Raw genomic sequence first — 13,199 nt, forward strand, 5'->3', positions numbered from 1 at the left:
TGCCTTAACAGCCGTTAACACTCTGCCTGCCGCGGCACAAAGTTGCGCAATACCCGGCGCCTACAGTTGCAGCATCGGCCCCGGCATTCGGGGCAGCCTATCTGGAGCCAAGCATGCTGACCCGAAGCAAACTGCTGATCGCCACCGTAGCCGTTTTTTCCGCTCTGTCCGCCGGCGCCCGGGCGCAGGGCACCACTGACGCTGCGCCCCAGTCGATGCGTGAAGAAATGAAGATGTTTCACGATGCGGTGATGTCCGGCGCACTGACCGATGCCGAGCTGCAAACCCTGAAGCAGGATCAGGCCACCTTTCGCCAGCGCATGCAGGACATGCGCGCCAAGGGCGAGCTGAGTGCAACAGACCGCGCCGAACTGAAAAAGATGCACGAAGAGATGCACGCCAAGCTGATGGCGCTGATCAACAACAGCGACCGCACCCAGCCACGCGACAAGTGGCCCAGCCAGATCCTGCCCGAACCGGGCCACCACGGCATGCCGGGCAAGGGTGGCGAGCGTGACGGCATGGAATGGGGCAGCATGGGCGATGCCCACGCCTTCCACGACGCGGTGCGCTCCGGCGCACTGACCGACAGCGAAATCGCCACCCTGCGCCAGCAGCAGAAGGCGCTGCACGACAAGCTGATGGAGCTGATCAACAACAACGACCGCACCCAGCCGCGCCAGGCGCCCGCGGCTGCCCCGCAACCCTGAAACGCGATGGCGGCATGCCATGCCCTCCCCCGGCATGGCACGCCGCCAAGACGCAAGATAGAATGCGTGCCATGAATCGGCTTTTTCCGACACTGCTGTTCTGTGTGGCGGCCAGTCTCGGCGGCGAAGCAGCACTCGCACGGCCCTTGTTTTTCGGCCCGCCCTCCGGCTTCGCACAGCAGGACAGGGTGGACAGCCTGCGCCTGCGTGAGCTACGTCTGAAAGAAGCGATCGACCGCGGCGAACTGAGCCCGGAAGAAGCCGACCGTCTGCGCCAGCACTATCGCCAGCACGAGCTACTGCGGCCCAATCTGCAGCCCGGCCCGGCCAGCGAGCCGGCACATTCGCCACAGAAAGAATGGCGACGCTGGCGCAAGAACCAGGACAGACTCAACGCAGCGCCGTTTACCGCACCGGATTGACCCCGACAACCGGGTGCCGTGTCGGCCGCTGCCCGATCAGGGGGAATGGCATGACATGGCAACGCTGGCTATGGCCGATAGTGGCCTGGCTGCTCTGTACGCAGGTGTGGGCGACGAGTTCGCCCTGCCGCAGCAATGCCGACAGCAACGCCTGTCAGCTGCAACAGGCCGGTGAGGCCAGTTGCAACGATGTCGCCGCCACCGACCGCCTGGCCTGCCAGCAGCAATTCACCCCCGCCCCCAACTGCCTGCGTGAACGTGACCGCGCCGCCTGCCTGGCGCTGCAGAAGGCACAGTATGACTGCAGCCAGCTGCAAGGCCTGGCGCGCCGACAATGCCTGGCCCGCGCGCTGCCGCCGCCGCAGTGCCGCCCCGGCACCACCAGTGATCACTGCCGTGCGCTGCAGGAAGCGGCCCGCCGCTGCGGCGTTCTGTTCGGCAGCCACCGCCGCCAGTGCCAGCACCTGACCCTGCAGCAGACCGACGACGGCTCGGCATTGCGCTGAACCCGCGGGAAAGACACAGGGCCGCCGGTTAGCAACCGGCGGCCCTGTGTCGCTTGCGGCCAACGTTGGCCGCAAGCCTGGCGCCTGTTTACGGCAGCAGGATGATGGAGCCGGTGGTACGGCGCCCTTCCAGGTCGGCGTGGGCGCGGGCGGCATCGGCCAGCGCGTAGCGCGCCGACGGCTGCACCTTCACCGCGCCGGCACGGATGCGCTCGAACAGCGCCTCGGCACTGGCCTCCAGCTCCGCGCGGGTAGCCACGTAGTCACCCAGCTTGGGGCGCGTAAAGAACAGCGAGCCCTTCTGCGCCAGGATCAGCGGCGCAAATGCCGGCACTGCGCCGGAGGCGTTGCCGAAGCTGACAAACATGCCGCGCGGCGCCAGGCAGTCCAGCGAAATCTCGAAGGTATCCTTGCCCACCGAGTCGTACACCACCGGCACACCCTTGCCGTCGGTAAGCTCGTTCACCCGCGCCACCACGTCTTCCTCGCGGTAGTTGATCACGTGCTTGCAGCCCAGGCGGTGGGCAATTGCCGCCTTGTCGGCGCTGCCCACGGTGCCGATCACCTGTACGCCCAGCGAGCTGAGCCACTGCACCGCGATCTGCCCCACGCCACCGGCGGCGGCATGCCACAGCACGGTCTGGCCGGCTTCCACCGCGAAGGTGCGACGGATCAGGTACTCCACGGTCATGCCCTGTAGCATCACGCAGGCGGCGACATCGTCGGCGATGTCGTCCGGCAGCCGCACCAGCGGCGCGGCGTTCATCACCCGGCGCTGGCTGTAGGCGCCCTGCGCGCCGCCGGCGTAGGCAACGCGGTCACCCACCGCCAGGTGTTCGACCCCCGCGCCCACCGCCTCCACCACCCCGGCGGCCTCGGAGCCTAGCCCGGACGGCAGCGTGAGCGGGTACAGCCCGCCACGGTGGTAGGTATCGATGAAATTGACGCCGATGGCGGTGTGGCGCAGCAGCACCTCGCCGGGGCCGGGCTGGCCCGGGGCAATGTCTTCCAGCTGCAGCACTTCCGGGCCGCCATTGGCGTGAAAACGGATGACCTGGTTCATGGTGAACTCCTGTGAGTAGGCGCAATGCCGCCATCTTGCCGCAAAGCGCGGCCGGCGCCACGCAACAGCCTGTTCTGCAGGCAGAACCGGGCTAGTAAATGGTGGCGGCTCGCCCGGCGATGCCCAGCAAGCCCGGCAGACACTGCGGCCAACGTTGCAGGCGGTGATCGTCGCCGTTGAACACCGTCTGCCGCGCGCCGGCGTAGTGCCGTGCCGCCACGCGCCAGTCCAGCACCTCGTCGGCGGTGCCCAGCACCAGCCAGTAGTTGGCCGCATGGATGGCCGGCGGCTGGATCGCCTCCAGTTCGGCCATGTGCTGCTCGGTCAGCACGTAGTCCTCGCCGGTATAGGGGTTGTGCTGCGGGCCGAGAAAGCGTGCCAGATCGCGCTCAGGGTGGATGGCCGGGTTGATCAGCACCGCCGGCAGGCGAAAGCGCTCGGCCAGATGGGTGGCGTAGAAACCGCCCAGCGAGCTGCCCACCAGCACCAGCGGCTGTTGCCGCGCGACGATCAGGCTGGCGGCCTGGGCGATGGCGGTGGCCGGGTATGGCGACAGCTGCGGCGCCTCGAAACTGTGCGCCGTGCCGGCCAGGAAGTCGTGCGTCTCGCGCGCCTTCAGCGATTGCGGGCCGGACTGGAAACCGTGCAGATACAGGTAGTGGGTCATGATGGCGACGGGCGGGAAAGATGCCGCAGTGTACGCCAGCCGCCGGCGCTCAGCGCGGCTTCCACTGGTAGCGTTGCAGAATGCGCTGGATCTCGCCATCGTGCGCCAGCGCGGCGATGGCGCGGTCCACCTGCGCCAGGCTGTAGCGCGGCTTGGGCGCCACCGCGCAGTAGGTCTGGCGGGTGGACACCACCCACGGCTGCACCTTGATGCGCTGCGCCGCCGCCGCGTTGTCGCGCGCCCAGCCGGCCAGCTCCAGTTCCGAGGTGATGACCGCATCCACGCCACCCATGCCCAGCGCCTTCAGCGAGGAATCCAGCCGCGCATGATCCACCCGCGTGGCCTTGCCCTGCTGCCACAGCACATCCAGCTCCGGGTAGTGGTAGCCGCGGATGACGCCGATGCGCAGGCCGGACATGTCCATGTTGGCCGCAATCTGCCGCGGCAGGGTTTTGCTGGTGACCACGCGCTCGATCTGCGGGTAGACGTCGCGCGTCCAGCTCAGGCGGGCGGCATTGCTGAACCAGGCCGGGTTGGAGTTGCAGATGATGTCCACTTCGCTGCGCTCCACCGCCGGCTCCACGCGGTTGCGCGACAGCAGATGGAAGCTGGCGCCGGCGCCCAGCGCTGTCGCCAGCGCCCGCCCCAGGTCGTAGCTGAGGCTGGGTGCCAGCTGGTGACGGGCATCCAGCACCACGATGGGCGGCGCATCCGACTCGGCCACACCAACGCGCAGCTCCTCCGCCTGGGAAATGCCGGCGCTCAGAACCGCGACAAGCGACAGCGTGATCATTAGCTTCGGCATATGCGGCTCCCGGTACCTTTTATACTGTATTGTTCTAAGAAATGCGCTTATCCTGCTGTTTCGCAATGATAAGATGAAACACTTTTTGTCTACGTAGTTTTACCTATAAAAGCCGCTTTTGCCATGTCCACACTCGCCAACCACCCCGTTTTCGACCTGCTCTCGCGCCGCATCCTGATTCTGGATGGCGGTATGGGCACCATGATTCAGCGTCACAAGCTGGAAGAAGCCGACTACCGGGGCGAGCGTTTCAAGGACTGGCCGCGCGACGTGAAAGGCAACAACGACCTGCTGGTGCTGACCCAGCCGCAAGTCATTGCCGGCATCCACCAGGCCTATCTCGATGCCGGTGCCGACATCATCGAGACCAACAGCTTCAACGCCACCGCCATCGCCATGGCCGACTACGGCATGGAAGCGCTGGTATGGGAGCTGAACCACGCTGCCGCCAGGCTGGTGAAAGAGTTGTGCGTGGCCGCCACTGCGGCCAACCCGGACAAGCCGCGCTTCTGCGCCGGCGTACTCGGCCCCACCAGCCGTACCTGCAGCATCAGCCCGGACGTGAACGACCCGGGCTACCGCAATGTGACCTTCGACGAGCTGGTGGACACCTATAGCGAAGCCATCGACGGCCTGGTGCAGGGCGGCGCCGACTTCCTGCTGGTGGAAACCATCTTCGATACGCTGAACGCCAAGGCGGCAGTGTTCGCCATCCACAAGTATTTCGACGAACGCCCGGATGTGCCGCGGCTGCCGACCATGATCTCCGGCACCATCACCGACCAGTCCGGCCGCACCCTGACCGGCCAGACCACCGAGGCGTTCTACAACTCGCTGTCGCACGCCGACGCCATGAGCTTCGGCCTGAACTGTGCGCTGGGCCCGGACCTGCTGCGCCCCTACGTGGAAGAAATGTCGCGCATTGCGTCCACCTTCGTCTCGGTGCACGCCAACGCCGGCCTGCCCAACCCGCTGGCGCCCACCGGCTACGACCTGACGCCGGAAGTCATGGCGCCGCAGGTGCGCGAGTGGGCCGAAGCCGGGCTGGTGAACATCATCGGCGGCTGCTGCGGCACCACGCCGGAACACATCGCCGCCATCTACCAGGCGGTGAAGGACCTGCCGCCGCGCCCGCTGCCGCAGATCGAGCCCAAGTGCCGGCTGTCCGGCCTGGAGCCGTTCAATATCGGCGACCACGACCTGTTCGTGAACGTGGGCGAGCGCACCAACGTGACCGGCTCCAAGGCGTTTGCCAAGCTGATCCTCAACGGCGACTACGCCACCGCGCTGGACGTGGCGCGCCAGCAGGTGGAAAACGGCGCGCAGGTGATCGACATCAATATGGACGAGGGCATGCTGGACGCCCACGCCGCCATGGTGCGCTTCCTCAACCTGATCGCCGCCGAGCCGGACATCAGCCGCGTGCCCATCATGATCGACTCCTCCAAGTGGGACGTGATCGAGGCCGGCCTGAAGTGCATCCAGGGCAAGGGCATCGTCAACTCCATCTCGCTGAAGGAAGGCCGCGACAAGTTCGTGGAGCAGGCGCGCCTGGTGCGCCGCTACGGCGCGGCGGTGATCGTGATGGCCTTCGACGAGGCCGGCCAGGCCGACACCTTCGCCCGCAAGATCGAAATCTGCGAAAAGAGCTACCGCATCCTGGTGGACGAGGTGGGCTTCCCGCCGGAAGACATCATCTTCGACCCGAATATCTTCGCGGTGGCCACCGGTATCGAGGAACACGCCCGCTACGGCCTGGACTTCATCGAAGCCACCGGCTGGATCAGGAACAAGCTGCCGCACGCCAAGATTTCCGGCGGCGTGTCCAACGTGTCGTTCTCCTTCCGCGGCAACAACAAGGTGCGCGAGGCGATTCACGCCGTATTCCTGTACCACGCCATCAAGCGCGGCATGACCATGGGCATCGTCAACGCCGGCGCGCTGGAGGTGTACGACGAAGTCGACGCCGAGCTGCGCGAGCGTATCGAGGACGTGGTGCTGATGCGGCCAACCTCCGACGGCTCCGATGCCACCGAGAACCTGATCGCGCTGGCGGAAAAGTTCAAGGGCGACGCCGTGGCCGGCAAGCAGGGCGAGGACCTGTCCTGGCGCGAGCTGCCGGTGGCCAAGCGGCTGGAACACGCGCTGGTGAAGGGCATCACCACCTTCATCGAGCAGGATACCGAGGAAGTGCGCGCGGGTAGCGAGCGCCCGATCCACGTGATCGAAGGCCCGCTGATGGACGGCATGAACGTGGTGGGCGACCTGTTCGGCGAGGGCAAGATGTTCCTGCCGCAGGTGGTGAAATCCGCGCGCGTGATGAAGGCGGCGGTGGCCTACCTGGAGCCCTACATCGAGGAGGAGAAAATCCGCCTCGGCCTGCAGGACGCGCCGGCCAAGGGCACCATCATCATGGCCACGGTGAAGGGCGATGTGCACGACATCGGCAAGAACATCGTCGGCGTGGTGCTGCGCTGCAACAACTACAAGGTGATCGACCTGGGCGTGATGGTGCCGTGCCAGAAGATTCTGGATGCCGCCATCGAGCACAAGGCCGACATCATCGGCCTGTCCGGCCTGATCACCCCCAGCCTGGAAGAAATGAGCCACGTGGCCAAGGAAATGCAGCGCCAGGGCTTCGACATCCCGCTGCTGATCGGCGGCGCCACCACCAGCCGCGTGCACACCGCGGTGAAGATCGCGCCGCACTATCAGGGCCCGGTGATCTACGTGCCGGACGCCAGCCGCGCGGTGGGGGTGTGCTCCAACCTGCTGTCCGACACCCTGCGCGACCCGTTCGTGCAGGAGGTGGCCGACGACTACGCCAAGGCGCGCGCCATCTTCGAAGGCCGCGGCGACGCCAAGCTGCTGCCGCTGGCCGAAGCGCGCGAACAGCGCCACCGCATCGACTGGGCCGGCTACACCCCGCCCAAGCCGGCGTGGCTGGGCGTGCGCCGCTTCGAGCAATACCCGCTGGCCGAGATCGCCCGCTGCATCGACTGGACGCCGTTCTTCCAGAGCTGGGAGCTGGCCGGCCGCTTCCCGGCGATCCTGGACGACGCGATCGTCGGCGAATCGGCGCGCAGCCTGTTTGCCGACGCGCAGGCCATGCTGCGGCAGATCATCGACGAACAATGGCTGAGCGCCAATGCGGTGATCGGCCTGTTCCCGGCGCGCAGCGTGGATTGCGACGATATCGAGATCCTGGACCCGGAAACCCGCGCACCGCTGATGACCTGGGTGGGCCTGCGCCAGCAGCTGGTGAAAACCGACAAGGATGGCAACAAGAACCCGGACTGGGCGCTGGCCGACTTCGTTGCCCCGGCTGACAGCGGCGTGGAAGACTACATCGGCGCCTTCGCGGTTACCGGCGGCCTGGGCATCGACCCGCACGTGGCGCGCTTCGAAGCCGCCAACGACGACTACTCGGCGATTCTGCTCAAGGCGCTGGCCGACCGTTTTGCCGAGGCCTTCGCCGAGCTGATGCACCAGCGCGTGCGCACCGAGTTCTGGGGCTACGCCGCCGGCGAGACGCTGGACAACGAGGCGCTGATCGACGAGCAGTACGTGGGCATCCGCCCGGCGCCGGGCTACCCGGCCTGCCCGGACCACACCGTGAAGCGCGAGCTGTTCGAACTGCTCGACGCCCCGGCCATCGGCATGACGCTGACCGAAGGCTATGCGATGCTGCCCACCGCGGCGGTATCCGGCTTCTACTTCAGCCATCCGGACAGCCGTTACTTCGGCGTGGGCAAGGTAAGCCGCGACCAGGTGGAAAGCTACGCCCGGCGCCGCGGCGTGAGCATGGCCCAGGCCGAGCGCGACCTGGCGCCCAACCTGGGCTACAACGCCTGATCGCAGCTTGCGGCCAACGTTGGCCGCATAGCAACAGCAAGGGCGGGCCAACGGCCCGCCCTTGTGCTTTACCCCCAGCCACTTTGTAAGGCGGAATCCCGGGGCTACCGGGCGTTCTGCCGCCCAACCCCTCTTATCCGTACCAAGGTTGGCCGCATGGTGGCGGAACGCCCGCAGTGCGGGCTTCCGCCCTACCTTTCACACCAGCAAGCCGTAGCCCGGATAAGCGCAGCGCATCCGGGACGCATCGTGTCACATCAACAGGCAACTACGGTCGCGCCCGGCATCCTTGGACAGGTACAGCGCCTTGTCCGCCATCTGCAGCATGGTCTGGCTGTCGGCGGTGGATGGCTGCAGCGCCGATACGCCGATGCTGACGGTAAGGCCGATATCGCGCCCCTCCTCGCTGCCAATTTTCAGCGCACGCACCGACTCGCACAGGCGGCCCGCCAGGATGCAGGCACCCTCGGCATCGGTTTCCGGCAGCACGATGGCAAACTCTTCGCCACCGATGCGGCTGAGGATATCGTGCTGGCGCATCAACCCCTGCAGGTGGCTGGCCACCGTGCTCAGCACCCGGTCGCCGGCGAGGTGGCCGTGGCTGTCGTTGATACGCTTGAAGTGGTCAATGTCGAGGATCATCACCGCCAGGCTCTTGCCATAGCGGCGCGCGCGGCCGAATTCGCGCTCCAGGCACTGCATGAAGTGGCGGCGGTTGCTCACCCCGGTGAGCATGTCGGTGAGCGCCTGGCGCTCCAGTTCCTTCTTCAGCAGCTGCAGCTCGGTGATGTCGGTGGAAAAGCCGATCAGCGCCTTGGGCTGCCCCTGCAGCACGATGGGCACCTTCACCGACCAGTAATACGATGACTGGCCGTTCTCGTTGGCAAACTCTTCCCCACTGGCGATCTTGCCGCCGGTTTCGAATACCTTGCAGTCCATTGCCCACCACTGATCGGCGATTTTCCTGCAGGCCACCTCGCTGTCCAGCTTGCCGACGATATCCTGCGGTGGCCGGCCCAGCAGCCGCGCGGTGCGCTCGTTGACGTACAGGAAGCGGCGGTCTTCCGATTTCATGTAGATGTAGGAATCGACATTGTTCAGCACCGTGTCCAGCAACTGGCGCTGCTCGCGCAACTCGCCCTCCAGCCGCTTGCGCTCGGTGATGTCGGTGGAGATGCCGCACATGCCGATGATGTCGCCTTGCTCGTCGCGCACCGGCGCCTTCACCGTCCAGTAGATGCGGGTTTCGCCGCTGGCCTTGATGATGTTCAGCTCTTCGCTGGCCAGGGTTTCGCCGTGCTCCAGCACGCGGCGGTCATTCAGCCGCAGCTGGTCGGAAACCGCCAGATCGAAGAAATGGCTGTCGTCCTTGCCCACCACGTCCGCCAGCTGCCCGCCGAACAGCTCGCACACCATATTGTTGGCGTAGGTGTAATTGCCGGCGGTGTCCTTGGTGTAGATATGGGCGCCGACATTGTTCAATACCTCGCGCAGGCTCAGCACCTCGCGCAGTAAGTCCTGAACGCTGCTGTTGTGGTTTTGCATGCTGCTCTCCCATCCGGCGGCCGGCGGCGTTCTGGCACTGCAGGCCGCGCAATAATCTGATTCTGGCAGATTGTGTGCCGCTCTCCAGCCCGCATGCTGCCGGCCAGCGGCCGAGCAGGTGCAGCGCTATCAAAACGTCTAACCGGTATTAGCCGGGTCTTGATAATCGGCACCAGACATGCGCCCTGGCAGCCGGCCTGCGGGTTTTGCGCCGCGCCGCGGCCTGCGGCAGAATGCCGGTGGCAATATTCGGCAGCGAAGCCGGAGCACACAGGGGGGAGCACACATGGGCAAGAACCGGCTGGAAGCATTCAGCGATGGCGTGCTGGCCATCATCATCACCATCATGGTGCTGGAGTTGCGGGTACCGCATGGCAGCGACCTGTCCGCGCTTAGCCCGCTGCTGCCCAGCTTCTGGAGCTATGTGCTGAGCTTCGTCTACGTGGGCATCTACTGGAACAACCACCACCACCTGCTGCACGCCACCCGCCAGGTATCCGGCGGCGTGCTGTGGGCCAATCTGCACCTGCTGTTCTGGCTGTCGCTGTTCCCGTTCGCCACCGGCTGGATGGGCGAGAACCACTTTGCGCCGCTGCCCACCGCCGCCTACGGCGTGGTGCTGCTGATGGCGGCCGTGGCCTGGTACATCCTGCAGTTCAGCATCATGTGCACCGACGGCAAGGCCTCGCCGCTGAAGCGGGCGCTGGGCAGCGACTGGAAGGGCAAGCTGTCGCCGCTGTGCTACCTGGCCGGCATCCTTGTCTCCTTCCGGCAGCAGTGGCTGGCACAGGCCATCTACACCCTGGTGGCCATGCTGTGGCTGGTGCCGGATCGCCGCATCGAGCGGGCAATCGACCAGCACTGATCCCCTGCCGGAAAACTGGCAATTTCACCGTTTTCCCGCCAGCCGCCTGAAATTCCCGGCGGCGCACCCGCCTGTTTATCCAGCAAATTCAATGACTTGAGCAAACTTCACAAGGTGGCACGCCGGCTGCTATGGCTACGGCATTCGCCGGCACCGCCGGCCCGACCATGCCACCACAGGAGTTAGCCATGCACAGCGCCATCGGAACCGATCTGCCCGCAGATTTCTGCCAGGATATGGACAATGCCTACACACTGCCGGCCAGTTACTACACCTCCGAGGCGGTGTTCCAGCACGAGAAGGAGCACATCTTCACCCGCGCCTGGCTGTGCCTGTGCCACGCCAGCGAGCTGGCCGAGAGCAATGCCTACGTCACCCGCAAGATCGTGGGCGAGAACCTGGTGGCGGTGCGCGGCCGCGACGGCGTGCTGCGCGCCTTCTACAACGTCTGCCCGCACCGCGGCCACGAGCTGTTCAAGGACAGCGGCGTGGCCCGCAACGTGGTGAGCTGCCCCTACCACGCCTGGACTTTCAAACTGGACGGCGAGCTGGCGGTGGCGCGCAACTGCGAGCACGTGGCCAACTTCGACAAGGCTGACTACAACCTGGTGCCGATCCGCGTGGCCGAGTACGCCGGCTTCGTGTTCGTAAACATGGACATGGACGCACCGCCGGTGGAAACCGCGCTGGCCGGCCTGGATGCGCACCTGAAAACGGTATGCCCGAATGTGGCCGAGCTGCAGGTGGCCTCGCGCACCATCACCGACACCCCGGCCAACTGGAAGGTGATCGTCGACAACTACATGGAGTGCTACCACTGCGCACCGGCGCACCCGGGCTTTTCCAGCTCGGTGGATTCCGAGCGCTACACCCATACCTTCCACGGCAACTGGACGCTGCAGCACGGCTACAGCAAATCGTCCGAGCAGGGCTATTCCTTCGATGCAGAGGTGAACAACCAGGCGTTCAGCGGCTACTGGGTATGGCCGTGCGTGATGTTCAACGTAGTGCCGGGCGACGACACCATGACGGTGATCTACGAATACCCGGTATCCGCCGGGCTGACGGTGCAGTACTACGAGGTGCTGATGAAGAGCAAGGAAGTCAGCCCGGAGCAGCGCAACTTCATCACCTGGGCCACGCAGACCTTCCGCCCGGAAGACCTCGCACTGGTGGAAAGCGTGCAGCGCGGCCTGCAATCGCGCGGCTACCGCGGCCAGGGCCGCATCATGGTGGATGCAACACGCAGCGGCATCAGCGAGCACGGCATCGCCTACTTCCACAACAAGGTGGCCGGCTACTACCCGCGCAGCGGGGAGGAGCAATGAACAGCCATATCGCCTGGCTGGCCGGCACGGTAAGCGACATCACCCCGCTGGCCCGCGACATCAAGCGCTTCACCCTGCGGCTGGAGGCCGGCAGCTACCCGGAGTTCGCCTCCGGCAGCCACCTGCTGCTGCGGGTGGGCAGCGCGGCGGACAGCCCGGTGAACGCCTACTCGCTGCTGGATGCCGGCGGCGGCAGCGCGGAAATCCACATCGCGGTGAAGCGCGAGGCGGATTCGCGCGGCGGCTCGGCCTGGCTGCATGAGCTGGCGCCAGGCAGCGCCATCCACTTCAGTACCCCGGCCAACCTGTTTGCACTACAACCGGCGGCGCGGCGCCACGTGTTCATTGCCGGCGGCATCGGCATCACGCCGTTCATCTCGCACCTGGCGGCACAGCGGGCCGCCGGCGGCGACTGCCAGCTGCACTACGCCTACCGCCAGCCGGACGAGGCCGCCTTTGTCGATGGCCTGGCCGGCCTGCCGCAGGTGACGCTGTACGACGGCAGCCGCGGGCAGCGGCTGGACGTGGCGGCGGTACTGGCCACGCTGGGGCCGGACGATCATGTCTACGCCTGCGGACCGCAACGGCTGCTGGATGCGGTACAGGCCGCCGGGCAGGCCTTGCAGGCGGCCGGGCGGCTGCACATCGAGCAGTTCGCGCCGCCGGCAGCACCGGCCGGCGGCGGGGCTTTCAGCGTGCGGCTGGTACGCAGCGGCTGCGATATCCAGGTGGCGGCGGACGAATCCATCCTCGATGCCATCCAGCGCCAGAGCCAGGTGCGGGTGGAAAGCCTGTGCCGCGAAGGCTACTGCGGCACCTGCGAGACGCGGCTGCTGTCCGGCAGCGCCGAGCACCACGACCAGTACCTGAGCGATGGCGAGAAACAGGCGCAGGACCGCATCATGCTGTGCGTATCGCGCGCCGCCTGCACGCGGCTGGAGCTGGATCTGTAGCCCCCGCCCACCCCACAACGCCATGCGGCCAACCTTTCGCCCGAAAGGTTGGCCGCATGCATTTCATGCATCGTAGCTTGGGTTGAGCACCAGCGAAGCCCAACGTTTACCGCGAGCTTTTGGTGTGTTGTCTGGTTTTGTATCCGCTGCGCGGATGATGATTGAAGTCGCCGGTTCCGCCCGGCGCACGGGATACCTTCTTTTGCTTCGCCAAAAGAAGGTATCCGAAGAAAAGGCGACCCGGGGCTGCTCGAAACCCCGTGCAAAAAGGCACGCCCCAGGCGCCGCCGAACTCGCCGCGCGCTAACGTCGCGCGGCTCAGACAAAGCGGCGGCTTAAAACCTGGGGCGCACCATTTTGCCCGGCTCGCGCCAACGGGATTGGGGCACGTCGGTTCGGCGCTACCTGTCCGTAGGGTGGACAAAGTGCAGCGTACCCACCCTATGAGAAACAGCAGTAGAGTGAGCTGACCGCTGGCCA

The 13,199-nt window shown here is 66.0% G+C and carries 11 protein-coding genes; 7 read left to right on the forward strand and 4 right to left on the reverse strand.

The features are described 5' to 3' along the window. Window positions 1-113: 113 nt before the first annotated feature. The 3 genes from PSELUDRAFT_RS04710 (at window position 114) to PSELUDRAFT_RS04720 (ending at window position 1,638) form a co-directional block, all read left to right on the forward strand. Entirely contained in the window at window positions 114-710 is a 597-nt protein-coding gene (locus PSELUDRAFT_RS04710) for a hypothetical protein (RefSeq protein ID WP_088965746.1), read from the forward strand. A 71-nt stretch (window positions 711-781) separates the two neighbouring features. Beyond that, window positions 782-1,132 (forward strand): hypothetical protein, encoded by a 351-nt coding sequence (locus PSELUDRAFT_RS04715; protein ID WP_157725016.1) that lies wholly within the window; start codon window positions 782-784, stop codon window positions 1,130-1,132. Window positions 1,133-1,182: 50 nt separating this feature from the next. Then, entirely contained in the window at window positions 1,183-1,638 is a 456-nt protein-coding gene (locus PSELUDRAFT_RS04720) for a hypothetical protein (protein WP_157725017.1), read from the forward strand. Between the two features lie 88 nt (window positions 1,639-1,726). Here the strand turns inward: PSELUDRAFT_RS04720 and PSELUDRAFT_RS04725 are convergent, their stop codons facing one another. The 3 genes from PSELUDRAFT_RS04725 to PSELUDRAFT_RS04735 all read right to left on the reverse strand — a co-directional run bounded on the left by PSELUDRAFT_RS04725 (window position 1,727) and on the right by PSELUDRAFT_RS04735 (window position 4,173). Beyond that, window positions 1,727-2,701, reverse strand: coding sequence for a quinone oxidoreductase (locus PSELUDRAFT_RS04725; RefSeq protein ID WP_088965749.1), 975 nt, complete (start codon window positions 2,699-2,701; stop codon window positions 1,727-1,729). A gap of 91 nt (window positions 2,702-2,792) precedes the next feature. Continuing rightward, window positions 2,793-3,368, reverse strand: coding sequence for a YqiA/YcfP family alpha/beta fold hydrolase (locus PSELUDRAFT_RS04730; RefSeq protein ID WP_088965750.1), 576 nt, complete (start codon window positions 3,366-3,368; stop codon window positions 2,793-2,795). Window positions 3,369-3,417: 49 nt separating this feature from the next. Next, complete coding sequence (locus PSELUDRAFT_RS04735) at window positions 3,418-4,173, reverse strand: ABC transporter substrate-binding protein (protein ID WP_088965751.1); 756 nt, start codon at window positions 4,171-4,173, stop codon at window positions 3,418-3,420. A 123-nt stretch (window positions 4,174-4,296) separates the two neighbouring features. Between PSELUDRAFT_RS04735 and metH the strand changes: the two genes are divergently transcribed. Next, window positions 4,297-8,028 carry a methionine synthase gene (gene metH / locus PSELUDRAFT_RS04740; protein ID WP_088965752.1) on the forward strand — a complete coding sequence of 1,244 codons (3,732 nt, stop codon included), beginning with the start codon at window positions 4,297-4,299 and terminating at the stop codon, window positions 8,026-8,028. A gap of 252 nt (window positions 8,029-8,280) precedes the next feature. Here metH and PSELUDRAFT_RS04745 read toward each other — a convergent pair whose 3' ends face one another. Further along, window positions 8,281-9,573 (reverse strand): diguanylate cyclase, encoded by a 1,293-nt coding sequence (locus tag PSELUDRAFT_RS04745; RefSeq protein ID WP_088965753.1) that lies wholly within the window; start codon window positions 9,571-9,573, stop codon window positions 8,281-8,283. A 286-nt stretch (window positions 9,574-9,859) separates the two neighbouring features. Between PSELUDRAFT_RS04745 and PSELUDRAFT_RS04750 the strand changes: the two genes are divergently transcribed. The 3 genes from PSELUDRAFT_RS04750 (at window position 9,860) to PSELUDRAFT_RS04760 (ending at window position 12,719) form a co-directional block, all read left to right on the forward strand. Next, a complete protein-coding gene (locus PSELUDRAFT_RS04750) occupies window positions 9,860-10,438 on the forward strand; it encodes a TMEM175 family protein (RefSeq protein WP_088965754.1) in 579 nt (192 codons plus the stop codon). Between the two features lie 188 nt (window positions 10,439-10,626). Then, window positions 10,627-11,766, forward strand: a complete 1,140-nt coding sequence (locus PSELUDRAFT_RS04755) for an aromatic ring-hydroxylating dioxygenase subunit alpha (RefSeq protein WP_088965755.1) — start codon at window positions 10,627-10,629, stop codon at window positions 11,764-11,766. Then, window positions 11,763-12,719, forward strand: a complete 957-nt coding sequence (locus PSELUDRAFT_RS04760) for a PDR/VanB family oxidoreductase (protein ID WP_088965756.1) — start codon at window positions 11,763-11,765, stop codon at window positions 12,717-12,719. Before PSELUDRAFT_RS04755 ends, PSELUDRAFT_RS04760 begins: the two co-directional genes overlap by 4 nt. Window positions 12,720-13,199 lie beyond the last annotated feature (480 nt).

Origin of the sequence: Vogesella sp. LIG4, assembly GCF_900090205.1 — a bacterium.
Classification (GTDB): domain Bacteria; phylum Pseudomonadota; class Gammaproteobacteria; order Burkholderiales; family Chromobacteriaceae; genus Vogesella.

Bases quoted from the DNA above. Each gene is read 5' to 3' on its own strand.
- PSELUDRAFT_RS04710 (WP_088965746.1), top strand. From the start codon at position 114: ATGCTGACCCGAAGCAAACTGCTGATCGCCACCGTAGCCGTTTTTTCC.
- PSELUDRAFT_RS04715 (WP_157725016.1), top strand. From the start codon at position 782: ATGAATCGGCTTTTTCCGACACTGCTGTTCTGTGTGGCGGCCAGTCTC.
- PSELUDRAFT_RS04720 (WP_157725017.1), top strand. From the start codon at position 1,183: ATGACATGGCAACGCTGGCTATGGCCGATAGTGGCCTGGCTGCTCTGT.
- PSELUDRAFT_RS04725 (WP_088965749.1), bottom strand. From the start codon at position 2,701: ATGAACCAGGTCATCCGTTTTCACGCCAATGGCGGCCCGGAAGTGCTG.
- PSELUDRAFT_RS04730 (WP_088965750.1), bottom strand. From the start codon at position 3,368: ATGACCCACTACCTGTATCTGCACGGTTTCCAGTCCGGCCCGCAATCG.
- PSELUDRAFT_RS04735 (WP_088965751.1), bottom strand. From the start codon at position 4,173: ATGCCGAAGCTAATGATCACGCTGTCGCTTGTCGCGGTTCTGAGCGCC.
- metH (WP_088965752.1), top strand. From the start codon at position 4,297: ATGTCCACACTCGCCAACCACCCCGTTTTCGACCTGCTCTCGCGCCGC.
- PSELUDRAFT_RS04745 (WP_088965753.1), bottom strand. From the start codon at position 9,573: ATGCAAAACCACAACAGCAGCGTTCAGGACTTACTGCGCGAGGTGCTG.
- PSELUDRAFT_RS04750 (WP_088965754.1), top strand. From the start codon at position 9,860: ATGGGCAAGAACCGGCTGGAAGCATTCAGCGATGGCGTGCTGGCCATC.
- PSELUDRAFT_RS04755 (WP_088965755.1), top strand. From the start codon at position 10,627: ATGCACAGCGCCATCGGAACCGATCTGCCCGCAGATTTCTGCCAGGAT.
- PSELUDRAFT_RS04760 (WP_088965756.1), top strand. From the start codon at position 11,763: ATGAACAGCCATATCGCCTGGCTGGCCGGCACGGTAAGCGACATCACC.